Origin of the sequence: Desulfitobacterium hafniense DCB-2, from assembly GCF_000021925.1 — a bacterium.
In the GTDB taxonomy this organism is placed as follows: domain Bacteria; phylum Bacillota; class Desulfitobacteriia; order Desulfitobacteriales; family Desulfitobacteriaceae; genus Desulfitobacterium; species Desulfitobacterium hafniense.
This window is the reverse complement of sequence record NC_011830.1, coordinates 3013468-3039176: the sequence shown is the minus strand read 5'-3', so window position 1 is coordinate 3039176 and position 25709 is coordinate 3013468. Positions and strand designations below refer to the sequence as shown.

The 25709-nt window shown below is 46.5% G+C and carries 21 protein-coding genes, 1 tRNA gene, 1 pseudogene and 1 riboswitch; of the genes and pseudogenes, 11 read left to right on the top strand and 12 right to left on the bottom strand.

All coding sequences use genetic code 11. The annotated features are described in order from the left end of the window. Positions 1-34: 34 nt before the first annotated feature. Positions 35-1060 (bottom strand): ABC transporter substrate-binding protein, encoded by a 1026-nt coding sequence (locus tag DHAF_RS14140; protein ID WP_005811776.1) that lies wholly within the window; start codon positions 1058-1060, stop codon positions 35-37. Between the two features lie 406 nt (positions 1061-1466). On the opposite strand from DHAF_RS14140, the gene DHAF_RS14135 reads away from it, so the two are divergent. From DHAF_RS14135 to DHAF_RS14130, 3 genes and pseudogenes are all read left to right on the top strand, one after another. After that, entirely contained in the window at positions 1467-1859 is a 393-nt protein-coding gene (locus DHAF_RS14135; RefSeq protein WP_005811774.1) for a LysM peptidoglycan-binding domain-containing protein, read from the top strand. 1047 nt (positions 1860-2906) lie between these two features. Next, a pseudogene (locus DHAF_RS26780) lies at positions 2907-3005 on the top strand (helix-turn-helix domain-containing protein); the annotation flags it as partial. Further along, positions 3005-4984: an AIPR family protein gene (locus DHAF_RS14130; protein ID WP_005811771.1), complete on the top strand. Its 1980-nt coding sequence runs from the start codon at positions 3005-3007 to the stop codon at positions 4982-4984. The pseudogene DHAF_RS26780 and the gene DHAF_RS14130, both read left to right, overlap by 1 nt. Positions 4985-5597: 613 nt before the next feature. Here the strand turns inward: DHAF_RS14130 and DHAF_RS14125 are convergent. After that, a complete protein-coding gene (locus tag DHAF_RS14125; RefSeq protein ID WP_005811769.1) occupies positions 5598-7019 on the bottom strand; it encodes an MDR family MFS transporter in 1422 nt (473 codons plus the stop codon). A gap of 150 nt (positions 7020-7169) precedes the next feature. Here DHAF_RS14125 and DHAF_RS14120 point away from each other — a divergent pair, with 150 nt between their 5' ends. Next, positions 7170-7925 carry a MerR family transcriptional regulator gene (locus tag DHAF_RS14120; RefSeq protein WP_005811767.1) on the top strand — a complete coding sequence of 252 codons (756 nt, stop codon included), beginning with the start codon at positions 7170-7172 and terminating at the stop codon, positions 7923-7925. A gap of 222 nt (positions 7926-8147) precedes the next feature. Here DHAF_RS14120 and DHAF_RS14115 read toward each other — a convergent pair whose 3' ends face one another. After that, positions 8148-8906 carry a hypothetical protein gene (locus DHAF_RS14115; protein ID WP_080518279.1) on the bottom strand — a complete coding sequence of 253 codons (759 nt, stop codon included), beginning with the start codon at positions 8904-8906 and terminating at the stop codon, positions 8148-8150. Positions 8907-9833: 927 nt separating this feature from the next. Here DHAF_RS14115 and DHAF_RS14105 point away from each other — a divergent pair. The 7 genes from DHAF_RS14105 to DHAF_RS14075 all read left to right on the top strand — a co-directional run bounded on the left by DHAF_RS14105 (position 9834) and on the right by DHAF_RS14075 (position 18692). Further along, positions 9834-10838: a 2-hydroxyacid dehydrogenase gene (locus tag DHAF_RS14105; protein WP_015944249.1), complete on the top strand. Its 1005-nt coding sequence runs from the start codon at positions 9834-9836 to the stop codon at positions 10836-10838. 23 nt (positions 10839-10861) lie between these two features. Beyond that, complete coding sequence (locus DHAF_RS14100) at positions 10862-11698, top strand: GNAT family N-acetyltransferase (protein WP_015944248.1); 837 nt, start codon at positions 10862-10864, stop codon at positions 11696-11698. A gap of 453 nt (positions 11699-12151) precedes the next feature. Next, positions 12152-12736, top strand: coding sequence for a flavodoxin family protein (locus tag DHAF_RS14095; protein ID WP_015944246.1), 585 nt, complete (start codon positions 12152-12154; stop codon positions 12734-12736). Between the two features lie 122 nt (positions 12737-12858). Then, positions 12859-13740 (top strand): DegV family protein, encoded by an 882-nt coding sequence (locus DHAF_RS14090; protein ID WP_015944245.1) that lies wholly within the window; start codon positions 12859-12861, stop codon positions 13738-13740. Between the two features lie 84 nt (positions 13741-13824). After that, on the top strand, positions 13825-15552 hold the full coding sequence (locus DHAF_RS14085; RefSeq protein ID WP_015944244.1) for a phospho-sugar mutase: 1728 nt from the start codon (positions 13825-13827) through the stop codon (positions 15550-15552). A 193-nt stretch (positions 15553-15745) separates the two neighbouring features. Further along, positions 15746-18340 carry an ATP-dependent chaperone ClpB gene (gene clpB, locus DHAF_RS14080; protein WP_015944243.1) on the top strand — a complete coding sequence of 865 codons (2595 nt, stop codon included), beginning with the start codon at positions 15746-15748 and terminating at the stop codon, positions 18338-18340. Positions 18341-18428: 88 nt separating this feature from the next. Beyond that, positions 18429-18692, top strand: a complete 264-nt coding sequence (locus tag DHAF_RS14075) for a putative signal transducing protein (protein WP_015944242.1) — start codon at positions 18429-18431, stop codon at positions 18690-18692. Positions 18693-18775: 83 nt separating this feature from the next. Here DHAF_RS14075 and DHAF_RS14070 read toward each other — a convergent pair whose 3' ends face one another. The 9 genes from DHAF_RS14070 to DHAF_RS14030 form a co-directional block, all read right to left on the bottom strand. Beyond that, entirely contained in the window at positions 18776-19396 is a 621-nt protein-coding gene (locus DHAF_RS14070) for a sigma-70 family RNA polymerase sigma factor (protein WP_005811754.1), read from the bottom strand. A gap of 138 nt (positions 19397-19534) precedes the next feature. Further along, positions 19535-19999 carry a 6,7-dimethyl-8-ribityllumazine synthase gene (ribH, locus tag DHAF_RS14065; RefSeq protein ID WP_005811752.1) on the bottom strand — a complete coding sequence of 155 codons (465 nt, stop codon included), beginning with the start codon at positions 19997-19999 and terminating at the stop codon, positions 19535-19537. A 66-nt stretch (positions 20000-20065) separates the two neighbouring features. Further along, on the bottom strand, positions 20066-21274 hold the full coding sequence (locus DHAF_RS14060; protein ID WP_015944241.1) for a bifunctional 3,4-dihydroxy-2-butanone-4-phosphate synthase/GTP cyclohydrolase II: 1209 nt from the start codon (positions 21272-21274) through the stop codon (positions 20066-20068). Positions 21275-21301: 27 nt separating this feature from the next. Continuing rightward, positions 21302-21946: a riboflavin synthase gene (locus DHAF_RS14055; protein ID WP_015944240.1), complete on the bottom strand. Its 645-nt coding sequence runs from the start codon at positions 21944-21946 to the stop codon at positions 21302-21304. Positions 21947-22001: 55 nt separating this feature from the next. Then, a complete protein-coding gene (gene ribD / locus DHAF_RS14050; protein ID WP_080518278.1) occupies positions 22002-23120 on the bottom strand; it encodes a bifunctional diaminohydroxyphosphoribosylaminopyrimidine deaminase/5-amino-6-(5-phosphoribosylamino)uracil reductase RibD in 1119 nt (372 codons plus the stop codon). A gap of 109 nt (positions 23121-23229) precedes the next feature. Beyond that, positions 23230-23344, bottom strand: a riboswitch (FMN riboswitch). A 55-nt stretch (positions 23345-23399) separates the two neighbouring features. Then, complete coding sequence (locus DHAF_RS14045) at positions 23400-23957, bottom strand: GNAT family N-acetyltransferase (RefSeq protein ID WP_015944238.1); 558 nt, start codon at positions 23955-23957, stop codon at positions 23400-23402. Between the two features lie 166 nt (positions 23958-24123). Next, positions 24124-24843, bottom strand: a complete 720-nt coding sequence (locus tag DHAF_RS14040) for a DUF4367 domain-containing protein (protein ID WP_015944237.1) — start codon at positions 24841-24843, stop codon at positions 24124-24126. Next, the gene (locus DHAF_RS14035) at positions 24812-25330 is read right to left on the bottom strand and encodes an RNA polymerase sigma factor (protein ID WP_015944236.1); all 519 of its coding nucleotides are present in this window, start codon (positions 25328-25330) and stop codon (positions 24812-24814) included. The genes DHAF_RS14040 and DHAF_RS14035 overlap by 32 nt, the downstream gene beginning before the upstream one ends. A gap of 256 nt (positions 25331-25586) precedes the next feature. Further along, positions 25587-25663 (bottom strand) — tRNA-Pro (locus DHAF_RS14030). Positions 25664-25709: the final 46 nt, after the last annotated feature.

The following is a 25709-nucleotide window of genomic DNA, read 5'->3' as shown; positions in this document are numbered from 1 at the left end:
ACCTCAATATTTTATCTCTATAGTTTAATTTAGATTATTTAATGGTAGCTTTGCTCTTAATGTCGGCAGGGACTTCGATTCCGAGCAAGTCAATCGCTTCTTGATTTAAGACGATATCGAAGTTTTTCTGACCTTCCACAGGCATATCGGCAGGCTTAGCCCCATCAAGGATGCGGAGAGCCATTTCACCGGTCTGTGCCCCTAAGTTCGTGTAGTTGATACCAATGGTTCCCAGTCCGCCGGCATCGACAACGCTGCTTTCCCCGGAAATGAGGGGAATCTTATTTTCGTTGGCCACTTGAACGACGGATTGAGCGGCAGATACCACCATATTATCGGTAGGAACGTAAATAGCGTTGACTTTTCCGATCAAGGATTGGGCTGCCTGCAGAACGTCGGCACTGGAAGATACGGTGGCTTCAACAATTTCCAGACCCAGGGCAGGGGCTTCTTCCTTGACAATGCGCACTTGAACTTCAGAGTTAACCTCAGCGGCGTTATAGATTACCCCAACGGTCTTAGCATCGGGAACCAGCTTTTTCAAAAGGTCCAATTGTTCTTTAATGGGGTTCATATCTGTTGTACCGGATATGTTGCCGCCCGGCTTATCCATACTGTCAACCAGTTTTGCTTCCACAGGATCGGTAACGGCTGTAATCAAAATGGGGATCTCATCGGTGGCGCTGGCCATAGCTTGTGCTGAAGGAGTAGCAATAGCCAGAATAAGATCGAGATCACTGGTGGCAAACTGTTGAGCGATCGAATTGAGCATGGATTGATCGTTTTGAGCGTTTTGATATACTAATTTCAAATTCTTGCCTTCTTCATAGCCATTAGCCTTCAAGGTATCCAAAAAGCCCTGCCGAGCAGCGTCTAAAGCAGGATGCTCGACAATCTGGATAATCCCAATCTTCACTTGTTTCTCTTCAGAAGAACCTTGCCCTGTTCCCTGAGGGGTTTCACTAGTGCTTGGCGCAGTACCGCCACATCCGGCCAGACCCAGTGCCAAGACAAGACTTAAACCAATTCCCAACATTCTTCTTAAACTACCTTTTTTCATTTTCCTACAAACCTCCTCTTATTTAGGCAATAAAAAATACACCTCCGCAGGGGTGCACTTATGCCTCACACCTACTGTACTACTATTCTACAACTATTCTATTTTTTATTATCTTATAGTTTTATTGAATGAATGTCAATCCTCTTTTATAGAATTGTTTTGAAAATATCATAGTGTTATATACAGCTGTTATATACACCTGAAAGCCTTCATTTTATTACCATTCTATGGTATATCGTGCCCTTGGGGGCATGTTTCAAGCAAAAATAAAAAAATTGAAGGTACATACTCATTATTCCTGTGATTCCATATATTGCTATTAGAAAAGTGTCAGGAAGAATGGGCTTTAATTAGAACCCAAATAACTATGTGTTTAAATGTTTGTATAAATAGAGGAGGAAATCTTATGAATCATCCGATGAACATGCAAAATGGATATATGGGCCAGAATCAATATTTTCCTCAGGGGGGCTTTGCCACTTTAGATCCTAATTGTTGCCCTGGCCAAGTGACAATGGATGCCGGCCAGCCTTATCAATCCTGTTATGGACAGGAAAGTATGCATGGTATGCACCACAACCCTCATCATTGCTGCGTGCCGCCCTGTCCGCCCCCTTGCCCCCCGCCTTGTCCGCCGCCGGCACCGGAACCGGTCACCTATGTTGTCAGAAAAGGGGACAGCGTTTATAAGATAGCTCAGCAATTCGGCACGACGATGCAAGCGATTATCCTTGCCAACAATCTCACTAACCCCGATCTGATTTTCCCTGGTCAGGTTTTCATTATCCCCAATGCATAAGTTCTTTCCCTGATCAATTTGACCAAACGGTTTCCAAGCTAAGCGGCTGGGAATCGTTTGGTTATTTTACTTTTTGGTATATCGTCCGCTGATGAAGTAGCACCGCATTGAAATTGTGCTTATTTATAGGTGATTAGGATAGTTTAGTGCTGCCGCAAGCCGCATGGGGAGCACCAATTAAAGATCAGTCGCCAATATCCGGAGGAAAAGGAGCTCCACCTGACCTTGCAGCGTCAAAAAAGCCGAAAGTGATCCATGAGCTCAGAGAACATAGAGACCAACATGTAAAACACTATTTTAGCGATGATGGCAGCAGAACAGTGGATGTGTCCCCGATTTTAGTTCATGTAGAGACCATAATTCTGCTGCAACGTCAAAACGCTTGATATAAGCGGGGGCGCAGGATTGTTGTTGAAATATGCTTTGACGTGAAAGGATGATGCTTTCACGTCTTTTCTTTTGCAAAATATTAATGGGATTACTCTACCTTACATTAGATGATAAAGGAATGTAGATGAAAACTGTCAGGATTATCCCCACTATACCTAAAGAGAATATAAAGCTTAGGGTTGCCGCCTATTGCCGAATGAGCACGTATGGATCGGCGCAGCTCGCAGCCTGGAGCTTCAGATAAAAACTTATACAAGGATGATATAAAGTCATCTTGGCTGGATGTTTGCTGGCGTATTTTTTGACGTGGGTAAAAGTGGACAGCGGCGAGAATGGCATTAATACCTAAAACATTTTAAGAAGACCTTTAAATATAATAATATGTAGAATATTCCGAAAAGATGCACTATAATGTAAATGAGATAATGTAAATAAGATTAATATTTAGAGGCAACATTAAATTTTGTTGCTCAAATTGCATTAAGCGAAAATAAAAACAACCTTCGTGAATGCTTTATAACTCACAGAAGATGAGATCATGGGTAGTCTAACGGCAATCTGATCATCTCTGAAAGCAAATAAGATGTATGAGATCATACAAAAAGTACTGGGGGGCACAGTTGATGAAATAGTTAACCTCCATATCAAAAAAATTCGCGGAACATCCAAATTGACGTCCTCGTAAAAATCTGCAAGGTGCTTCAATGCGACGTATTCGATATTGTACAAATACAAACCGGCAAGGGGGAATCATAATGAAACTGCAACCGATTATACAAGCGAAGCTCGACAAATTTAAAACTTCCTATCAACTGGCTGATAGTGATGACATTCTATTCGAAAAATTCGTTAATCTTACAATATTGAAAATGCATAATCAGGCGGCTTTCAGTGCCAATGCTGATTTGCTTGACGATGTTTGTATTGGAGGAGCTAATGATACAGGTATTGACGGAGTATGCGTAAAGATTGACGGACGTTTTGTGTCATCAATTGACGACATTAAATCTATCCTTGAATACAACAAAAACGTAGAAATTGAATTCATCTTTATACAATCAAAGCATAAGGAAAAGTTTGAGCAGACTGCAATCCTAAAGTTTTTAAATGGTGTGAAAGATTTCCTTGACGAAAAACAGTATGCTCCTTCCAATGAAGATGTTAAGCGTTGGCTGGATATTAAGAAATTTTTATTCAGTGACGATGTGATTGCCTGTTGGAAGAGTCAACCTACCGTGAGAACATATTATGTTTCAATGGGTACTTGGTGCGATGATGCGAACATTACATCTGTTGGTGAACGGTTCAAGCAGGATATAGCACTCTTTAATTCATACGAAAAAGTATATGTATATTACATCGATGCTTCATCCTTGAAAAACATAAGCGACGAAAATGATAATAGTTTATCTGTTAATTTAAAGTGCATAGGCAGTTTGCCGCCAGCCGAGATAAAAGACGTTTCTAACTTTCTTATTGCAGTTGCTACTGCGGATGAATTTATGAAAATTCTAACCACGAAAGATGGGCTGTTTAGGTCTAACCTGTTTGATGATAATGTGCGCGATTATCAAGGGGATACTTATGTTAATTTGGATATTTCGGAAACGCTAAAAAATGAACCGCAGAATTTTTCACTTTACAATAATGGAGTAACGATTGTATGCAAAACCGCTACTTCTGCGAATGGCAGGATTTTGCTCGAATCCCCGCAAGTTGTAAACGGATGCCAGACATGCAACTCTCTGTATGTAGCAATGAAAAATGGCGTTGATATCAGCGAAGCCGTTATTTTTGTAAAAATAATTGCGACACAGGTCGATAGTCTTACAAACGGGATAGTTAAGGGGACAAACCGTCAAAACATTGTATATGACGAAGCGTTTGAGATAACAAAACCTTTCCATAAGAATCTTGAAGACTTTTTCGAATCAATGAAAGATTCAAGTGGCTCGGTTACTTTATTTTATGAACGACGCTCAAAGCAACATCCTAATATACCGCCGTACAAAAAAACTGTTTTTAAACAATTGATTCAGGGCTTCGTTAGTACATTTTTGTCCGAGCCTCATAACGGGCATATTCATGAGAATAAGTTACTAAAACTGTATGAGAATAGAATCTTTGTCGATTCTCAGTCTTTGCTGCCGTACTATGTCTCTGCCCTTTCTCTCAATAGGCTTGAGGCTTATATGCGTCGTAACAATAGTACGCAACGAGAATTTAAAAATTTTAAGATGCAAATTTTATTTATTTTTTATTTGCAGAATGCCGGAAAAGCAAAAGACATTAATCGTGAAAAAGATATCGATAAATACGCTAATGATGCACTTAACGCAATAAATAGCGCAGATAGCGATAAGAAATTCAAAGCCGCAATAGATAAATTCGTTGAATTACGCGAATCGTGGATAAAAGAAAAGGGCACTGCCTATAAGTTTGCAATAAAAGATAGTCGGGAATTCACAGATTTTGTCATTGAAAAGCTCACCAAATCTAATAGTGAGACAGTAGCCCTATTACCAGTCGGGCAAGTTGTAAAAATTAGTATAGATCGTTACGGACAGTACTATGGGTTCATTTCAAGAAATCCAAATGATATATTTTTTCACAGCGAAAAAAACCATCACTTGGATTTTGAAGAAATTGTAGGAAAAGCTGTCAATTACGAAATTCTGCCTGCAAAGGAAAGTTGGCAGAAAGAACAAGCAATCAAAGTAAATGTACTAGAATAAACTTGAATATCCATGCTACATTGTATGTATTTAAAATACAGGAGGATGATTTGGAGAAAAACTACAATTCCGGCTAACTAGATTCATGATGCATATGTGGCAGCGCTTTACGGGAGTTTTTACTAAAGTGATGAAAATAGGTGAATGTGAAAATCCTGATAAATCTTTTCCCTACAGCAGTGTAACTATCTTCATTTAGTGAGTTGCTATATTTAAGGGGCTGCCTTAGTGATATGCTCCCTTATGGTCAATGTCATTAAGTTAAGAACTCACAGTGCCTCTGTAAAGCTAAAACTCGTGCTTGCAGAGGCACTGATTTATGACTTTAACAATTACTAAATGTTTTAGGGCAACACAAAAACAGGTGCCCGCCCGCAAGCATCTGAAAAAGGTTATATGAAATTTGTTCAGATAATTCTATAGTTAAGACTCATAGCAGAAAGATGCTTTTGATATCTTGGAAAATTTCGGCCAGTACGCACGGGTGAAGTACATCGCAAGAGCATTTGCAGCAGAAAAGCGAACTGCCCAAAGACCAAGTTTTATTATAGATATCTATTTCATATCATCCATATATTGTCGGATACTGATGTTGATATTTCATTTGAATAGACTATTGCTTAGCTGTCTTGTTCGTTAAAAACAAACTTGGAATGACTAATACCAAACTAAGAACTAAAGCTAACATGAAACCATCGTGGTAAGCAGTGGTCATGAGTGGGATCGTTGGCGTTTTACCTTGGATTGAAAGGCTGACGGCCGTGGCCATTACTGCTGAACCAAACGCACCACCGATATTTTGCATGAGCCGGGTTCCGACACTGGCTTGGGCGATTTCTTGTTTGACCATACCTGTGTAGGCATCAGTCATCATGGGAATAGTGACGCCGCCGATCCCCACACCGCGCACAAATAAGACAAGACTGACAACAAAGAGTGAAGATGCCTCATTGATGAATATAAAGGGAATCGTGCCAACGATGGTCAAAGCCAAACTGACCAAGACAACATTACGCGCACCCCATTTGTCAGTTAGCTTACCAATCAAGGGGCGAGCAATCAGCATACCGATACCTTGCGGAATCAAAATCAAGCCGGTGTTCAAAACGGAGAAGCCCTTAATGTTTTGGAAAAACAAAGGCAATAACAACATTGGGCCGTTGGTGGCAATCCCCGCCAGGAACAAGCCAACCATGACAGCACTGAAATTTTTCAACCTAAACAAGTGCAAGGGGAGAATGGCTTGATCCTTTTTGAGAGCAGCGTAAATCATGTAGATGGCTAAAATGGCGATTCCGGCGACTCCATAAGCGATAGTCGTGCTGTTGTTAAATGTAGCACTTTTCGCTGCTTTAGTAATTCCATAAATCAAGGCAGCAGAGGCAGTGCCCAATAAAATGATACCGATGAAGTCGAATTTGGCTTTTATGTTTGCCGGCGTGAAGTCAGGCAGCTTCCAAATCATCAACGTGATGGCCAGAATACCGAGGGGAATATTGACAAAGAAAATATAACGCCATGACAAGAATTGGACAATCACGGCTCCAATAACCGGACCCAGGATTGGGCCCAAGACCGTTGGAATACCAATGGTTGACATCAAACGTCCCATTCGCTCCCTTCCAGCGGTTTCGACACACAAGGTAGTCACCAAGGTCATAATAAAGCCGGCACTGAAACCTTGAACAACCCGGAAAATAATCAATGAATGGATACTCCAGCTGAATCCCGAAGCAATCGAAGCGGCTAAAAATAAGATATTGGCACCAATCATTAACCATTTGCCGTTGAACCGTTGAACCATCCAACCGGCAAGCGGTACGGAAATTGCCATGGCTAACACATAACCCGTAATGACCCATTGAATTAAATCAAGTCCGATACTGAAATCATGACTCAAGTGATTGATCGCAATGTTGACCATTGTTGAATCAAGCAGTGGCATAATTGCCCCAAGCACTAAAATCCAAGCAATGTTCATGATATTCTTGGGAATCGGCTCAAGTTCCGGAGCCTTTCCACTCTTACCCATCATCAATAAACCCTCCCTATTTTGTTCAGGCGCTTATGCCCAGTGTTCTTTAATTTACAAAGCGCCCTCTTTTACTTATAATGAGAGCATAAACTGTAACGTTGCGTTCGAGTCAAGGTTTTTTGAAAAAATCCTGAGCAAGGAGAAAAGGCAATGAAAACTGTCAATGAAGTGAGTAAGCTCTCCGGCGTAAGCCGCCGCACCTTGCAATATTATGATGAAATCGGCTTGTTGCCGCCCAGTGCGGTGAAAGAATCGGGCTACCGCCAATATGATGAGGAGAGTTTGCGCCGCTTATGGAGCATTCTCTTTTATAAAGAACTGGGCCTTTCCCTTGACGACATTCGGCTGCTGCTGGAAAGCCCCAAGGAAATGGAAAAAGAGATCATGCGGCAGCATAAGCAAATTCTCTTGGCCAAACAATCTGCGTTACAAAAAATGATCCTGTCAGTTGACAGAATATTGAATGACGAGTTCGATATTTCCATGCTAAGAGATTTTGATAGAAATAGACTTGAAACCATGAAGAAAACCTATGCCAACGAAATCCGAGGGTTAATGGAAAGCAAATTTTTTCTTCCGTTAGTGAAAAGCGGCATCTTACCGGGCCGTGCATCTCTTGTAAAAAACGCCTCGAATATAATGAATTTGGATTTTGCTGAGCTCATTTCTCTTTGCGGGGATGTCATGCTAAAGTTTCGCGAAGCCATGAGGGATGGCCCGGAGAGTTCAGCGGCCAAAAAGGCGGTTGCTGCTTATAGTGAGTTGCTGAATATGTGGATTCCCTGCGATGATACAGTTTTTCGTAAAATCGGACAGGCGTATTCGATTCACAAAGAAGCATTGGACAAAAAGTCACCGGGGCTTGCCGAGTTTGTATCTAAAGCTATTTTGCATGTGTATCAGTAACCAAACATTCTTGGCGATAGCCAATCAATTCACATCCAGAGACCCCGTGGGTGTTCATAGGAGAACAGAGGAGTTGGATGCAAATAGTTTTTCGACTGATGATTTATGATTTGCCTGAAGTGTTCAATTCGAAAAGACCTTCGAAGTTTTTCGAAGGCCTTTTCTTGGTGCGCCCAGTATAGGCGCTATTGTTCAAAATCTTGACAGAGGACACTGCCGTACTTAACGAACGGGCGGCTCTCCTTTGCAGGATTGGATAAGGGACAGAGCGCTCTCTACTTCAGCAGCTTCACCCTCGATAACCAAGGTGACCGCCCCTTCAGAGCCGGCAACACCGCCGGCCCCGATGCATTTGGCCGTAACTTGATAAAGGGTTTCGAGGGCGGTGATTTCAGTAACGACGGTCGCTCCCAGCATAGGGACGAGGCCGGTTTTAGCACCCAGGGCGGTGTCCGCGGGAGCAGAAGCCATAAACTCAACAGCTTCACGGACATCGGGGATCAATTTTTCAAGGCCGATGGGAACGACCAACCGGACACCTCGGGCATAGAGGGGGCCTAAAGCCGCGCCAATGGTACCGGCCATGGAATTGGAGACCAATACTGCTGCCAATCCGGTGGAATCCAGAGCATTGCCTCCCTTAATGAACACATCTCCCGGTTCCAGCTGGGGAAGAAAATCTTTCCAATGGAGCGAGCGATCAAGGGCCTTGCCTTTAGCAATAATAAAGGGAGGGATGCGCTGCTCTTCTTTGCTTTCTCCGGTTTTGCCGTCGGCGATTAAGCCTACAGTGTAACGAGTTTTTTCTGCAAGGGTTTCATTGAGCAGTTCTTCCACAAGAAACCCATTGGTAGTTCCTCCGGCCAGAATGATCGTATGGTTTTGCAGTGCTTTCCGGAGAATGGGTAGAGCTTTTACTCCTTTGGCAATCAGCCGCTTTGATTCACTGGGGGTTAAGGTGAATTGTGCTTTCATCATCATTCCTCCAACTGATCAGTAAACTCTTATCTCTGATCTTTTTGAATTTTGAATTTTCCACTATTTACATGGCTTTAGGTATTGACTTTTTCTATTAACCCTTATATTATAAAAGTGAAGAAAAGATTCAGTCAAGTTTCTCGCAGAGCTCCTCCAAGTCGGTTTAAGAGTTTACAGGTTACCCATTTCGAGTTGTCTATCCTTATGGTGTTAAAGAACTTGAATCCTTAACCTTGATTTTTAGCTTTTTGGACGTTTTCGCTTTGTGGGAATCCGAAGAACCTTTCCAGAGTAACAGGCTCATGTGTTCAATCCTTAGTTAGTTTGCCCAACATCGTTTCGGTTCACTATCTCAGTTAATATTTTACCCAGGGAAATCTTCTTCGTTGGAGGAGCTTTGCGGGATTATAATTTACTCGAAACCTTTGATCAAGCGATCAAAGGTTTTTTATTTGCTTTTTTCATGAGGATAGTTGCCATTAATACCAAAATATAGTAACACCTTGGCGTCCTGCAACATAATTTAGACTAGGAAAAACATTCCAAAGCCTAAAGATACAGGAGGGAAATAATATGGCATTAGGTGCAGGTTTAGACGGTTGCGGACCAAACTATCTCGCTGGAATCGCTATTGTTGTTGTAATTATTCTTCTGCTCATTGCTATGGGCATCGTATTCTAAGTTGAGCGATATAAATACACTTGTCAGGAAAGGGGGATTACGTTTATGTACGGATACGGTGGCGCCTGCGGCGGTGGCGGCGGATTCGGCGGTTATGCCGGTGTCGGGATCATCGCTATTGCAATTCTTATCCTGATTGCTCTTGGTGTAATCTTCTAATCAATGCTTCTCCTGAGCGTCCCTGTGGGGACGCTCTTTGATTTTGATCTTGATTATGGTAATCTAAAACCAGTAGCAAGGGAAATTACTATGAAGCGGGGGATAATCTTGAAGCCAAGAGTTTTTATTACACGCAAAATTCCAGAAGATATACTTACATTAATAGAAGAAGTTTGTGAGGTTAAAGTTTGGCCTGAGGAAGACACTCCCATTCCGCGCTCTGTTTTGGAGCAGGAAATCCGCGAGGTTGATGGATTATACTGTCTGCTGACAGAGACTATAGACGCTTCTTTACTGGACTTAGGCAAGAATCTTAAAGTAGTCAGCAATATGGCGGTGGGCTACAATAATATCGATATCGAAGCGGCAACACAGCGCAATATTCTGGTGACGAACACCCCGGGAGTGCTGACGGAAACGACGGCGGATCTTACCTTTGCCTTGCTGATGATGACCGCCCGGCGTATGGAGGAGTCGTCCCAATATCTTCGTCAAGGTCACTGGAAGACATGGTCCCCCATGCTTTTAGCCGGTCAGGATATTTTTGGCGCCACGTTAGGGATAGTGGGCATGGGGAGAATCGGCGAGGCCTTGGTCAAGCGAGCGAAAGGCTTTGATATGAAGATCATCTATTATAACCGGACCCCCAAGCCGGAGCTGGAAGAAAGCCTGGGGATTGAATACCGTTCACTGGACGAATTATTGCAGGAAGCGGATTTTGTCTGTATTTTGACCCCCTATACTCCCGAGACCCGCAATCTGATCGGCAAAAGGGAATTGGAGCTCATGAAGCCTACCTCGATACTGATCAATACGGCCCGGGGAGGCATAGTGAATGAAGAAGATCTCTATGAAGCTTTAGCCCAGCAGAAGATTTATGCAGCCGGCCTTGATGTCTTTGAGCAGGAACCTTTGCCCACCGATCATCCCTTGCTGACTCTGACGAACTGTGTGGCCCTTCCCCATATCGGCAGCGCAACCGTTAAAACCCGTCGGGAAATGGCGCGGCTGGCTGCTCAGAATTTGCTTGCATATTTGCAGGGGCAGCGGCCGCCACACTGCGTTAATCCCTCTGTTCTCACCCCTAAACTATAGTTGGGATAAGGAGCCTGCCTTTCATGTTTTACTATTCACATCTGGCGGATGTCGGCATTGAAGAACTCACTCTGGCCTGGAATCGTTGCTGGCAGGGCTATGCTTACGAAGTCCGCTATTCAGCAGCACAAATGCAAGCCTGGTTGGAGAAGTGCCGGATTGACTTGTCCCATTCCACAGCCTTGAGAGATTCCCAGCGGATTCTCGGCTTTGCTCTTTTAGCCCTGGAAGACCAGATGGGCTGGATTGCGGGAACTTGTATCGATCCGGAGTTTAGGGGGCGGCAGCTGTTTCGCCCCCTTTTAGAGGATCAACTGGCAAGAGCGGAGTCCCTGCAATTAAAGGGGATTCAGCTTGAAGTTTTAAGTCACAATCATGCCGCTAAGAGCTATGAAGGGATTGGTTTTCAAAAAAAACGGGACCTTTATGTTTACCGGTACCATGACGGGATTCCTTTGGCCTGCGCCAATCCGGGCCGGGGGTGCTCTTTGCGGCAAGCGAACCTGTCCGATTACTTTCAGGCAAGACATGAAGCCGGTTTTCACCCTCCCTGGCAGAGGCAGGAGGGGTATCTCAGGCGCTATGCGGCACTGAGAGCTTGGCTGAATGCGGAAGGAACGGCTGGAATACTGATGCCCCAGGAAAGCCATGTGGTGTTGGATGCCTGGACCATGGCCTGGGAACAGGCGGAGAAGCTGATAAGCTCCGTTCTAAGCCTTAGCCAAGGGGAGTTTGTCCTGACCAATCAGCCTAAGGACTGGCTGACCGCCTATCTGAGCCGACAGGGAGTAAACCCCAGCGATATACAATATGAAATGCTCTATCCTATGCACCCTATCCAGTCTGCCAACATAGAATAAAAGTAAAATTATCTTTGCTGACATAATCATCAAAAGAGCGCATATACTGAAAAAGTGAGGGTGAAAGATGGGCAAAAGGAGATCCTGTATTTACCTATTGCCAAAAAATGATAAATTTGTTATGATTGAGAAATAGAAGTAGAAGGGGGGAGTTTAATGAGCGATAATGAAAAGCTTGTGATTGAAGCGATACTAGCTTCGATTGGATTGGAATCCATTAAGGGTCCTAATTCAAAAATCAGCTGCAAATCACAGTAATGGGCAGCAAGCCAATTGAATTCATAGAAAGGATCTGGTAATTTGTCGGTCACCCAACAAACGATGTCTAACCTAGATAGTTTCTGTGCACCCAGGTAAAGCGAGTTCCTCATCGAGTAGGCAACTCGCTTTTACTATTTATGGCATTTCATGTATAATACAGACATAATAATGTGAATAATGGGGTGACTTTTATTGAAACCACATATCTTAGGTATCGCTGGGAGTCCGCGGCGCAACGGAAACACGGATCGTTTATTAAAAACAGCTATGAATGCCTTGGCTGAAGCGGGCTATTCCACCGAGATCATTAATATCCGCGATCTGCAATACTCACCGTGTTTAGGATGCAATGCCTGTTCGAAAACCGGCCGGTGTGTTCAAAACGATGATATTCAATATCTTCAGGAACGACTTGTAGCCGCTGACCGGATCATTGTGGCAGCGCCTGTGTTTTTTATGGGAATTAACGCTCAAACCAAAGCAGTGATTGATCGCATGCAGACCTTTTGGGCTTTAAAATATGTCTTTAAACAACCCGTAATCACCGATCCGGAACGATTGCCCCGTTACGGCCTTTTTCTCTCAACGGCAGGGACTCAATTCCCGGATGTTTTTGCCTGCGCCGAGCGGGCTGTAAAGAATCTGTATCATGTCTTGGATGTCAAATATTATGGGAGTTGTGCCTATAAGGGGATTGATCAGAGCGGGGATATTGAGCAGCATCCTGCAGCTCTCCAGGAAGTTCGTGAGAAAGCCTTAATTCTTGCTCAGCTGTAAAATGAATGTGATTAAATTGTGAAACTTGATCTAAAAATAATGGGAGGACTGTGCTATACTTGCCTTAGGATGGATTAGTACATTATCCCGTTAAAAATATAGAATAGAAAGGATATTTGCGTATGGCGGAGCCAATTAATTCCCGGGAAACCAAAATTGCCATCGTCACGGACAGTGCTTGTGATTTAGAGCCGGAGCTTATTGAAGAATATGGCATTGAAGTCGTACCTTTACATATAATTTATCGTGACCGCGAGTACCGGGATCGGGTCGATATCTCGCCCCAGGAGGTTTATGATTCTTTGGAACAGGAGGTTCCCAAAACATCCTTGCCCTCTCCCGCTGAGATTCAGGCGGTCTTTAACCGCTTGCGGGAACAGAAGGTGACCCATATTCTGTCTTTGCATCTATCCAGCGGACTCAGTGGCACCTATCAGGCTGTCTCGCTGATCGCCCAGGAATTTAAAGACATGATCATTGAAGTTGTGGATACCAAGACCCTCTCGATGGGCCTGGGCATGACGGTCATTGAGGCTGCCCGGGAAAGCCGGCGTACTGTGGACTTTGAACATGTGGTGGCTTCAGCCAAGAAGGCTGTTGAGCAAATCAAGGGCTATTATGTGCTCTCTACTTTAGAGTATTTGAAAAAAGGCGGCAGGATCGGCTATGTCGCCGGTACCATTGGCGAATTGCTGAGCCTTAAGCCAATTATCTCGATTAATGAAGAAGGCAAATATTTTACGTTTGCTAAGGTTCGGGGACGGGAGCAGTCTTTGAAACGCTTAAAACAAGTGCTTCTGGACCATTTGAAGGAGAGTATCGCCAGTGTGGCCATTGTCCATGGCGGTTCAGAAAAAGAAGCCCGGGATTTAGAAAAAGTAGCCCGGGAGCACCCCAACGTGAAAGAAGTGTTTTTTGGCCAGATCAGCCCCGCTTTAGGTGTGCATACAGGGCCGGGCCTCGTGGGACTGTTGGTCTATCCCAGACTCGAAGGCAGTATTTAAAAGATAAGAGTTATGTTTCCAAGTAAGATAAGCTTACAGATTGCTCTGTGAGCTTCTTTTGCACCTTAGAGAGGAGAGAAGCCGATGATTCAAGAACGTTACCGATTTTGGCTGACCAGCCCCTACTTTGATGAGGATACCCGCTCGGAAGTGGCCGCTATTAACGATGAGAAAGAGATCGAGGACCGCTTCTATACGGATTTGGAATTTGGCACCGGAGGATTGCGGGGGGTGCTCGGTGCCGGCACCAACCGCATGAATATCTATGTTATCCGCAAGGCAACTCAAGGCTTGGCGGACTTAATCCTGGAAGGGGGAGAAGCGGGGAAGAACCGGGGTGTGGTGATTGCCTACGATTCCCGCCGCTTTTCCGATCGCTTTGCCAAAGAGGCCGCTTTAGTGCTGGCCGGCAACGGCATTAAAGCTTATCTGTTTGATGATCTGCGCCCCACGCCGGAGCTTTCTTTCGCGGTCCGCCACCTCAAGGCTCAGGCAGGCCTGGTGATTACCGCCAGCCATAACCCCAAGGAGTATAATGGCTATAAGGTGTATTGGGAGGACGGCGGCCAGGTTCCGCCGGATCGTGGGGACCGGATTCTGGCTCATATCAAAGCTCATCAGGCTTGGGATGATATCCTCCCCCTTGAGGAGGCAGAAGCCCGGGACAAGGGACTTTTAGTTGAGATTGGGGAAGAGATCGATGCAGTTTATCTGAGCAAGGTCAAAGAACTGGCCTTGTATCCGGAACTTTCCCAGGCCAAGGGAAGCAATCTGTCTATCGTCTATACTCCCTTGCATGGGGCGGGGAATGTGCTGGTCAACAGAATCCTCACCGAGATGGGCTATTCCGTATTTACGGTTCCTGAACAGGAGAAACCGGATCCGGAGTTTACAACAGTTCCTTACCCTAATCCTGAAATCCCTTCCACCTTTGATCTGGCCAGAAGTTATGGCAAAGCCAGAAACGCCCAGATGCTCATCGCCACCGATCCTGATGCAGACCGTTTGGGCATGGCTCTGCGCACCCCTCAGGGTGATTACCGGCAGCTCACCGGGAATCAGGTGGGGACCCTTCTGAGCTATTATCTGCTCACCCAAAAGAAGAGGCTGGGTATTCTGCCTGAGCAAGCCGTCGTCATCAAGACCATTGCCTCCACCGATCTGGCGGATCTCCTGGTCAAAGACTTGGGAGCCCGGGTGGAAAATGTCCTCACCGGCTTTAAATTCATTGCCGAGAAAGAGCAGGAAATGGAAGTTCAGGGCAGCGGAGATTTCCAGTTCGGCTTTGAAGAGAGCTATGGCTATTTAGCCGGGCATTTTGTGCGGGATAAGGACGCGGTGATCGCTTCGCTCCTGCTGGCGGAAGCCGCTCTCTACTATCAGGAAAAAGAAGGCCGTTCCCTGCTGGAGGTTCTGGAGGATATTTACGGCAAGTACGGTTATTTTATTGACGATCAGATCTCCATTACTTTAGAAGGCAAAGCAGGAAAAGAGCAAATGGAGAAGATGATGGTTAAACTCCGTGAGACCGATGTCAAGTCCTTCGGTGGGATTGCCGTCGCCTGCATTGACGATTATGAACTGAGAAAAGGAAGAAGGATGATTGCTCCCTTCCATAGTTATGAGCTTGCTCTTCCCCAATCCAATGTGATTCGCTATTCCTTCCAGGGCGGAGGGTTTGTGATGGCCCGGCCTTCGGGAACAGAGCCGAAAATTAAGTTTTACTTCAATATCAGGGGTGTTAATCCACAAGAACTCCCCACCACCTTGGAAGCTGTGAAAAAGGATTTGCTGGAACTGATTAAGGATTAAGCATTAAGCATTAAGCATTAAGAAATCTTTTTACCCTCTGGGCTGTTAGGCTTAGGGGGTTTTTCAACATATAAAGGTCAAAAAACATCAGAATTATCTCTGACCAATATTGACCTTTCCGGATAAAAGGATCTATAATAGAACTATAAAATTTTACCAAAACTAGTTAGGCATTGATCAAGGAGGGATTGCCATGTCTTTTGATACGAACCGCTTTACCCAAAAATCTCAGGAGGCCATTATTCAAACGCAAACGATGGCGGAGCGTAATGGCAACAGCCAAGTGGAGCCTGAGCACTTGCTTTTAGCTCTCCTGGAACAGGGAGAGGGGGTCGTTCCCCAAGTCCTGACCAAGCTTGATATCCCGGTGGGGGCTTTGGTTCAAAAAGTACGCCAGGAGGTCAACCGCCTCCCGCGCATGATGGGAGCTAATGTTCAACTGACCATTTCCCCCCGGCTGCGGACCGTGCTGGTCTCGGCTCACGATGAGATGGAGACCTTTAAGGATGACTATGTAAGCACCGAACATCTTTTGCTGGCGATCCTCAGCCAAGGCGGGGGCCCAGCGGAGAAAATCTTAAAGCAAGAGGGTCTGAATCGCGAGAAGCTTCTGCAGGCTTTGCGTGTGGTGAGAGGGACTCAGCGGGTGACGAGCCAGACACCGGAAGGAACCTTCCGGGCCCTTGAACAATATGGACGCAATCTTGTCGAACAAGCCCGCCGGGGAAAGCTGGATCCGGTCATCGGCCGGGACGAAGAAATTCGCCGCGTCATTCAGATTCTTTCCCGCAAGACCAAGAACAACCCTGTTCTCATCGGAGAGCCCGGTGTGGGAAAAACGGCCATTGTCGAAGGTCTGGCCCAGCGGATCGTCCGCGGTGATGTTCCCGAATCGGTGAAAGATAAGAAGATCATTGCCTTGGATATGGGTTCCTTGATCGCCGGAGCGAAATACCGGGGAGAATTTGAGGAACGGCTTAAAGCGGTGCTTAAGGAAGTTCAGGAACGGGAAGATATTATCCTGTTTATCGATGAACTGCACACGGTGGTGGGAGCAGGGGCAGCAGAAGGGGCCATGGATGCCGGCAATATGCTTAAACCCATGCTGGCCCGGGGTGAGCTGCATATGGTGGGAGCCACAACCCTGGATGAATACCGCAAGTATATTGAAAAGGATGCCGCTCTGGAACGGCGCTTTCAGCCGGTTACGGTGGGAGCTCCCAGTGTTGAGGATACCATCTCCATTTTGCGGGGGCTCAAAGAACGCTATGAAACCCATCATGGCGTAAGAATTACCGATGGAGCGATTATCGCCGCCGCAGTTCTTTCTGACCGCTATATCAGCGATCGTTTCCTGCCGGATAAAGCCATCGACCTCATTGATGAGGCCGCTGCCCGCATGCGTATGGAGATCACCAGTGACCCCTATGAATTGGATCAGATCAAGCGCCGGATTCTGCAGTTGGAGATTGAGCGGGAGGCCTTAAAGAAGGAAAAAGACGAAGGCAGCAAGGAACGCCTGGAAAAGATTGAGGAAGATCTGGCTAACCTCAAAGAAGAACGCAGTGCCCTGGAAGCCCAGCTGCAAGGGGAAAGAGAAGTTCTGACCAGAATCAACTCCCTCAAGGAAGACATCGATCAGAACCGCCTTAAGATGGAACAAGCCCAGCAGGCCTTTGATTATAACAAGGCGGCCGAGCTGCAATATGGCATATTGCCAAAGCTGGAGAAGGAGCTCAACGCTTTGGAAGAGCAGCTTCGCAACCGGAAGAACACCTTGCTCAAGCAGGAAGTAGGGGAAGAGGACATTGCTGAAGTAGTGGCCAAATGGACCCAGGTTCCTGTTGCTAAACTTTTGGAAAGCGAAATGGATAAACTGGTCCATATGGAAGCGCGCATCCATCAGCGGGTGATCGGGCAGGAGGAGGCTGTGAAAGCGGTAGCCGATGCTGTCCGCAGATCCCGGGCCGGCCTGCAGGACCCCAACCGGCCCTTAGGTTCGTTCCTGTTTCTCGGCCCCACAGGGGTAGGGAAGACGGAGTTGGCCAAAGCCTTGGCTGAATTTCTCTTTGATGATGACCAGGGGATCGTGCGCATCGACATGTCCGAATATATGGAGAAGCATACCGTTTCCCGCCTGATCGGCGCTCCTCCGGGGTACGTAGGCTATGAAGAGGGAGGCCAGCTCACGGAAGCAGTAAGGCGCAAACCCTATAGTGTGGTCCTCTTTGATGAAGTGGAAAAAGCTCATGGGGATGTCTTTAATGTGTTGCTGCAGCTCCTCGATGACGGCCGCTTAACCGACGGGCAGGGACGGGTGGTTAATTTTAAGAATACAGTGGTCATTCTGACCAGTAATATCGCCAGCCCCTTGATTCAGGAATTGACGGCCTCAGGAGCGGCCCAGGAAGTGTTGCGTTCCCGGGTTACCGAGGAACTCAGGCTGCATTTCCGGCCGGAGTTTTTGAACCGGTTGGATGAAATCATCGTTTTCCACCCTCTTGGTCAGGAGCATATTGGTTCCATCGTGCAGATACAGATCAACAAGCTGCGTGATTATCTGGCTCCCCGCAAAATGACTCTGGAGCTCTCCCAGGGAGCCTTAAATAAAATCATTCAACAAGGTTATGATCCGATCTATGGAGCAAGACCCCTGAAAAGGGTGATCCAGCAAAACCTCCAAAATCCTTTGGCCATGAAAATCCTGCAGGGAATCCTTCACGAAGGGGATCATGTCCTGGTCGACCTTGATCCTCAGGGCCAGCTTCTGTTTAAAAAGTCGGAATAAGGTGCTTGCATCCTGCCCGGGAACACTATAAACTAGAGTTGGCACCATGTTGTGGCAGATAGTATTGGCAAAAGGGAGTTAAGAAAGAATGAACAGGTGGGTTTTTCTGACCAATGTCACGACGGAAGTAGAAGCGGATATCGTGATCGGTCTGCTTGAGCAGGGGCATATTCCCGCTCAAAAGGCCTATCCTGGGCTGGGAAATCTGAAGGCGGCCTATGGTATTGTTAATGGGGTCGAGATCTATGTGCCTGAGGATTGTCTTAAGCATGCCAAGGAGATTCTTGCTGCCGAGGGAGCGGAAAATGCTCCGGATGAAGCCCCGGACCCCGATGTTGAATGTGATCGCTGAATAAAATAAGCAATAAAGCAAGAAGAAATCCCCGGAAATGTTCGTTGGTTCATTTCCGGGGATTTCTTAATGATCTGGATTTATCAACCGACTGCTTCGCGGTCGCGATAGGCGATCACTTTACGCCGTATTCTTTGGATGGTATTATCCAAAGACTTAGAACTTACACCAAGGTATTGGGTGATTTCCCGCTGCTTCATGCCGATAAGGTAATGATAGCGAAACACTTTGAGCTCTAATTCCGAAAAACCGTTCATAAGTCCCTGTAAAAAAAGGCGGGTTTCGTCTGATGCGATCACCTTTTTCTCAGGATCATCATGGGTGGCCACAAAGCTGATAAAGGAATCGGTCTTATCGTCAGCTAAAACATTATTCAAGGAATAAGCTTCATTGAGATTGAGGTGTTTCTGCCGGTTATGAGCGCGTAAGCTGTCAATGAGCTTGCGCTTAATCACCATGCGGAGAAAATGCAGGAAAGGAATCTCAGAGCTGGGATCGTAGGATACGATGGCTTTGTATATGGCAATCCGGCCTTCCTGGAGCAAGTCATCATATTCGGCTCGATTGAGAAAATACTTATAGGCAATTTTGCGGATTTCCGGTTCATAATATTGAATAAGCCAGTTCAAGGAATCCTGATTGCCAGAGCGCGCGGCTTCAAGCTGAGTATCGATGTCTGCCAAAAGGGTATTAGATGAAGTCATGCGCACATCTCCTTATCAAAGATATAGACTCAGTCTTTAGTCTAAGAAAATAAACCTGCTTTGACAAGGCACATATTATGGACAACTATCCAATTTTATCCCGAATTATCAAAGGTTTTTATTTATCGAAGGTTTTATTTATTGAATCATTTTTAACAGATTAACGGTTTCAATGGCGGTGATGGCAGAATCGAAGCCTTTGTTGCCGGCTTTTGTTCCGGCCCGTTCAATGGCTTGTTCGATGGTATCTGTGGTTAAGACGCCGAAAACAACGGGCAGTTTGGTTTCTAAACCGACATGGGCCACCCCTTTGCTCACCTCGGCACTGACAAAGTCAAAATGGGGTGTGGCACCGCGAATAACGGCTCCCAGGCAGATAATGGCATCGTATTTTTTGGTTTCGGCCATCTTTTGGGCAACTAAAGGGATTTCAAAGGCTCCGGGAACCCAGGCGATTTCAATATCGCTTTCCGCAACACCATGACGGAGGAGGGCGTCAAGGGCGCCTCCCACCAGTTTGTTGGTGATAAATTCGTTGAAACGAGCGGCGACAATCCCGAATTTTAATCCTTCAGCAATCAGTTTACCTTCATAAGTCATCATAGTTCTTCATCCTTTCTAATCATCGTGAATCACAAGTATGCTTAAAGTGTAAGCATTTTCTAAATACTAACGAACGCCGGGCAGGTAATGACCCAATTTAATTTTCTTGGTGTGGAGATAATGCTGGTTTTCAGGCTTAACCGGCATTTCCATGGAAACGCGCTCCTGAATCTCCAGGCCATAGCCTTCCAAACCGACGATTTTGCGGGGGTTATTGGTCATCAGCCGTACCTTGCGGATGCCTAAGTCCACCAGAATCTGAGCTCCTACGCCGTAATCCCTGAGGTCGGCAGGGAAACCCAAGGCAAGATTAGCTTCCACAGTATCTTTGCCTTCTTCCTGCAATTTATAGGCCTTCAACTTATTGAGCAGCCCAATGCCCCGGCCTTCCTGGCGCATATAGAGCAAGACTCCCCGGCCTTCTTTTTGAATGCTTTCCAGAGCGGCAGAAAGCTGCTCGCCGCAGTCACAGCGGCGGGAATGAAAAACATCTCCGGTCAGGCATTCTGAGTGGACCCTTACCAGCACCGGCTCACCATCGTCCACATCCCCCTTGACCAGGGCAATATGCTCTTGTCCATCCAATAAACTCCGATAGCCCACTGCTTTGAAGTCCCCAAAGTCTGTAGGGAGTTCAATACCGACCACCCGTTCCACTAATTTTTCTTTTTGGCGTCGGAAATGAATGAGATCTTTAATGGTAACCATTTTGAGATCGTGTTTTTTAACGAATTCCATGAGGTCGGGAACCCTTGCCATGGTGCCGTCGTCTTTCAAGATTTCGCAAATGACCCCTGCCGGTTGAAAGCCTGCCAAGCGGGCAAGATCAACGGCGCCTTCTGTATGACCGGCGCGGACCAGGACCCCTCCTTCCCGGGCTTTGAGAGGGAAGATATGTCCGGGACGGCGGAGATTCTCGGGGCGGCTGTGAGGATCAAGGAGGACTTTTACCGTATTGGCCCGCTCAAAAGCGGAGATTCCCGTAGTGCAGTCGCAGCCATCCACACTCACGGTAAAGGCGGTTCCATGGGGATCCGTATTGTGGGTTACCATGGGTTCAAGATTTAAGGCTTGAATGCGCTCGGCGGTCATGGGGACACAGATTAAACCCCGGCCATGGGTGGCCATAAAATTGATCGCCTCAGGGGTTGCTTTCTCTGCGGCCATCAGCAGATCCCCTTCGTTTTCTCTTTCCTCGTCATCCACGACGACAATAATTTTGCCTTGGCGGATGTCTTCGATGGCTTCTTCAATCGTATTAAAGCGAAATTCCATGTTGATCACTCCTGTCTAAAATCTAATCTAGATAAAGCCGTTTTCGGCTAAGAAACTCATGGATAAATCCTTTCGGGGGGCTTCTTTTTTCTCCATGAACCGTGCCACATACTTTCCGATCAGGTCGGTTTCCAGATTAACCACATCGCCCACGCCTTTAAAGCCTAAGGTAGTTTCTTGGCGGGTATGGGGGATCAGGGATACGGTAAAAGCCTGAGGAAGGAGCTCCACCACGGTAAGAGAAATGCCGTCAATGGCGATGGAGCCTTTGGGCAAGACATAGTTTAAAAGTTCCGGAGTGGCTTTGATGGTAAAGACCCGGGCAATTCCCACCGGGGTGATCTTTTGAATGGTGCCCACTCCGTCCACATGACCGCTTACCAGATGGCCGCCCAATCGGGTGGAGAGCTGCAGAGCCCGCTCCAGGTTGACCTGCGTTCCCCGGCTGCATTCCTTGAGGTTGGTTTTATGTAAAGTTTCGGCCATGACATCCACGGTAAATAAATTTCCCTGCATTTTCACCACCGTGAGGCAGATGCCGTTGACAGCGATGCTGTCCCCGATTTGGGTGCTTTCAAGCACTTTAGTTCCTTCCAGGGTCAATTGAGCGGAATCGGGCAGAACCTTCAGATCCGTTACCTTGCCTAACTCTTCGATGATACCGGTAAACATGTTCACTCACCTCTTTTGACTGTTTAATCGGATGACTGCTTAATCGGATGACTACTTAATCGGCATAATTTACTTTGGCCCGTACCCGGAGATCCCCGGTTCCTCCGTCGATCTCCAGAAATTCTAAAGGAATCGCCTGTGCCATCAAAGGAAGCTCAAGTCCGGTCAGGGGGGAAGGACCTTTGCCTCCGATGAGCTTGGGCGCATAGATAAACTCCACCTCATCGATAAGCTGCTCGCGGAGCAGGGAGCCGGCCAGCCCGCCGCCGCCCTCCAGCAATACAGAGTTCCAACCCCGTTTGACTAAATCTCCCAGCAGGTCTTTTAAAGGAACATAACGGGGGGAATCATACTGCCAAACCTCTACATTCTCCAGAGCCCGCAAGGCCTTCAGCTTATCCAAAGGAGCGGAGGCCGTGGTGGCGATGAGACAGGGGGCGGTACAGGAGGAAGCAAGTACGGCGGCCTGCAGAGGAATTTGCAATGTTCCATCCACGATCAAGCGCACCGGATCACGGCCTTCGTCAATCCGGCAATTCAAAGCAGGATTATCCTGGCGCACGGTTTCACTGCCCACCATAATCACATCGAAGTGATCGCGCAGCCGGTGGACATAGGCACGGGAGGCTTCATTGGTAACCCATTTGGAGTCACCTGACTCCGTCGCTATTTTACCATCAAGGGTTAAAGCCGATTTGTAGAGGACAAAGGGAAGGCCGGTCTGCATGGCCTTTAGAAAGCCCTTGTTTAAGGTCCTGGCTTCCTTTTCTTTAAGCCCCACATCAACCTGAATGCCGGCTGCCCGCAAGCGGGTGATCCCTTGTCCGCCCACTAAGGGATTGGGATCCACCATAGCCACGACAACGCGTTGGATTCCGGCTTTAATCAGTGCGTCGGCACAGGGAGGGGTTTTCCCGAAATGAGAACAAGGCTCTAAAGTAACATAGGCTGTGGCTCCCCGGGCATGTTCTCCGGCTGCCTGCAGAGCGTGAACTTCGGCATGGGGAGTGCCGGCTTTCTGATGATATCCTTCACCGACAATAGCGCCATCCTTAACGATGACACATCCCACCAGGGGATTGGGACTGGTTCTGCCCATAGCCAAGGCTGCCAATTCCAGGGCCCGGGACATGTAATGATTGTCAAGTTCCATGTGATCGCCGCCGTTTCCCATCTCTTTGAGTTAGTTTTGCTTAGTTTCCCATAAAAACACTATAAAAAACCCCAGAGTTCATTCTCTGGGGCCTAAAAACCATAGCAAATAAAAAGCGCATCAGCACTTTAATTTCCTCTTCTCATCCAGACTTTACTGTCGGCTCTGGAATTACACCAGATCTGCCATAATGGCTCGCGGGCTTGACCGCCGGTATGGAATTTCACCAATCCCCAGAGGTATTCAATTACTTATATATAATACTCTAACTTATTGATGAATTCAACCCTTTAAGAAAATTTAGATCCCTTGAGGAGGATGAGGGGGATGGTGCTCCAGATATTCATCCCGCAGCAAGCCCATGAGGATCCCATCGCGATACTCACCTAAGACAAAGCGCGCCTGCCTTAATCTGCCTTCAACCTTAAAACCCAGTTTCTCATAGGCTTTTAAAGCACGCAGATTCCCGTCCCATAAATCGAGGCTCAGGCGATGAAAATTCCACTGATAGAAAAGATAGTCGATCAACACTTTCAAAGCGTCCGTGCCATAGCCACGGTTCCAATAATCGCTTTCACCAATAACGATGAACAGTACCGCCGAGCGGGCGGGGAGATTGACATCCCGATAGCCTACGGTTCCGATGGGCTTTTGCTCTTCATTGAGAATGAGATAGCGGCTGCCGTCTTTCTGGGGGGTGAAAAAGCGTTCTTCGATTTCCTCTTCGCTAAGCATTGTGCTCAAAGGCCAGGCGGCATTCGCCCAATAATTAAGGTTTTGGTTGTTATACCATTGATAAAAAATGGGGATATCATCAAGCTCCAGCGGACGGAGAAAGGTCTTTTTTCCCTGCAACATGGCTTTGCCTCCCGTGATATTGATAGGATAGTGTCGTTATGTTTAAATTATACCATATCCGGTATTCCTTGCGTATCGCAACAAAAATAGGCTGACGCTATGTCAGCCTGATTTGCCCTATGAACATTCGGTGGCCATTCGTAGTGGAAATTTAGATTCGCTGAAATCAGTCGATTGATTCCACCATCTTTATCAGTTCATCGGCGCCTACATCGGCTTTCGATGCGCTGAACATATACATCACGCCATTGATATCAACATCTAAATTCTTTCTTCCCTGCAGCGCACTGTATCCATTGATTTCGGTCAGCTTCATATTGCCCAGTTCCGTTGCAAAGCTTGTTTTTTCGTTCATGAGCCTTGTCTGGAGATAGATAAGCCGCTTGCCTTTGGTAAAGAAAATGTCGGCATACTCTCCGCTGATGGCATCGTTATTGGTGGTATACAGGCTGATCCTGTCAAGCTGATAGCCTTCGGGAAGGTAGGTAGGGAGTTTCAGTTCAAAGTCGAGATACGCTTGCGCTTCGGCCAAGTCAGTGAACCCGGGGCGGCGGCTGTCGGTGTGGTTTTCTTCGCTTGAGTCCTTCATTAAGCTGGGATCAGGAACATCATTCGCCGGAACCGGGCCGGTTAAGTAGTATGTGTGCCCGCCCAAAACCACGCCGACAAATTTCTCATAGAACGAACTTCCATATGTGGTTTGAGAGAAACATGCCACAAATAGGGTCAGTGACGCTGCCAGAGCGAGCCATCTTCTGGGGAGCCGATAAGCTTTGGCTTTGGCTTCCGCAGCCGCTGAACGGGTGCAATTCTCAATCAGGCGCTGCTGTAGTTCAGCTGTGATATGTATGCCGCTAAATGCTTGTCTTAACTGGTGTTTTTTCATATCCGAAATCCTCCTCTGTGTATTTGAGCTTTAATTTTTCCCTGCCGCGCTGAAGACGTTTTTTCACCGCTGCAGGCGAAATATCTGCCATATGCGCGATACTGCCCACATCATAGCCTTCGACATAATGCAGAAACAAAACCATTCTGTACTGTGCGGGCAGCGAGAAGACTGCCTCCAATATACCTGAGTCTTCCTCAGATTTGCAGAACTCCGACAATCTCTCAATGTTCATGTGCTTATGACGGAAATTAAACCTGCGCATGTCTTTGCAGACATTTGCAGCCACGCGGATCAGCCAGGCTTTCTGATGTTCCGCCCCGGTGAAAACCGGTGCCTTTGAAATATATTTCACAAAAATATCCTGCAGAGCATCTTCAGCATTCTGCTGTGAGCCAAGCATTACCAAACAGATTCTGTAGAGCATATCGCTGTACTCTCTGATAACGCTCTCGATTTCTTCCGCTGATCGGGATATGCGGTTCATGCTCTCACCTCCTTACACCACTAACACGAATTGAAGGGGCGTTTGGTGACATATATTTTTTGAAAATTCCCCCCAAAAGCGTCGAATCGACTGATAATACTAATCCATACTATTCCGCAATTAAAAACATTTAATAATCCAATCGCGGGCAATATGTAATCCTATAGGTTTATCCGTAATCAATATCTCGTGTTGTAAGTAATCTAAACTCGTAAAGAAAAAAGAGCCCCGAAGGACTCTCTATTCGCCTATGTAGTGGTCGGGGTGACAGGATTTGAACCTGCGGCCTCTGCGTCCCGAACGCAGCGCTCTACCAAACTGAGCCACACCCCGTTTTTACCGAACGCTTTATAATATAACAAAATGCTCACAAGCTGTC

Coding starts and splice junctions, on each gene's coding strand:
- DHAF_RS14140 (WP_005811776.1), bottom strand. CDS start 1,060: ATGAAAAAAGGTAGTTTAAGAAGAATGTTGGGAATTGGTTTAAGTCTT.
- DHAF_RS14135 (WP_005811774.1), top strand. CDS start 1,467: ATGAATCATCCGATGAACATGCAAAATGGATATATGGGCCAGAATCAA.
- DHAF_RS14130 (WP_005811771.1), top strand. CDS start 3,005: ATGAAACTGCAACCGATTATACAAGCGAAGCTCGACAAATTTAAAACT.
- DHAF_RS14125 (WP_005811769.1), bottom strand. CDS start 7,019: ATGATGGGTAAGAGTGGAAAGGCTCCGGAACTTGAGCCGATTCCCAAG.
- DHAF_RS14120 (WP_005811767.1), top strand. CDS start 7,170: ATGAAAACTGTCAATGAAGTGAGTAAGCTCTCCGGCGTAAGCCGCCGC.
- DHAF_RS14115 (WP_080518279.1), bottom strand. CDS start 8,906: ATGATGATGAAAGCACAATTCACCTTAACCCCCAGTGAATCAAAGCGG.
- DHAF_RS14105 (WP_015944249.1), top strand. CDS start 9,834: ATGAAGCGGGGGATAATCTTGAAGCCAAGAGTTTTTATTACACGCAAA.
- DHAF_RS14100 (WP_015944248.1), top strand. CDS start 10,862: ATGTTTTACTATTCACATCTGGCGGATGTCGGCATTGAAGAACTCACT.
- DHAF_RS14090 (WP_015944245.1), top strand. CDS start 12,859: ATGGCGGAGCCAATTAATTCCCGGGAAACCAAAATTGCCATCGTCACG.
- DHAF_RS14085 (WP_015944244.1), top strand. CDS start 13,825: ATGATTCAAGAACGTTACCGATTTTGGCTGACCAGCCCCTACTTTGAT.
- clpB (WP_015944243.1), top strand. CDS start 15,746: ATGTCTTTTGATACGAACCGCTTTACCCAAAAATCTCAGGAGGCCATT.
- DHAF_RS14075 (WP_015944242.1), top strand. CDS start 18,429: ATGAACAGGTGGGTTTTTCTGACCAATGTCACGACGGAAGTAGAAGCG.
- DHAF_RS14070 (WP_005811754.1), bottom strand. CDS start 19,396: ATGACTTCATCTAATACCCTTTTGGCAGACATCGATACTCAGCTTGAA.
- ribH (WP_005811752.1), bottom strand. CDS start 19,999: ATGATGACTTATGAAGGTAAACTGATTGCTGAAGGATTAAAATTCGGG.
- DHAF_RS14060 (WP_015944241.1), bottom strand. CDS start 21,274: ATGGAATTTCGCTTTAATACGATTGAAGAAGCCATCGAAGACATCCGC.
- DHAF_RS14055 (WP_015944240.1), bottom strand. CDS start 21,946: ATGTTTACCGGTATCATCGAAGAGTTAGGCAAGGTAACGGATCTGAAG.
- ribD (WP_080518278.1), bottom strand. CDS start 23,120: ATGGGAAACGGCGGCGATCACATGGAACTTGACAATCATTACATGTCC.
- DHAF_RS14045 (WP_015944238.1), bottom strand. CDS start 23,957: ATGTTGCAGGGAAAAAAGACCTTTCTCCGTCCGCTGGAGCTTGATGAT.
- DHAF_RS14040 (WP_015944237.1), bottom strand. CDS start 24,843: ATGAAAAAACACCAGTTAAGACAAGCATTTAGCGGCATACATATCACA.
- DHAF_RS14035 (WP_015944236.1), bottom strand. CDS start 25,330: ATGAACCGCATATCCCGATCAGCGGAAGAAATCGAGAGCGTTATCAGA.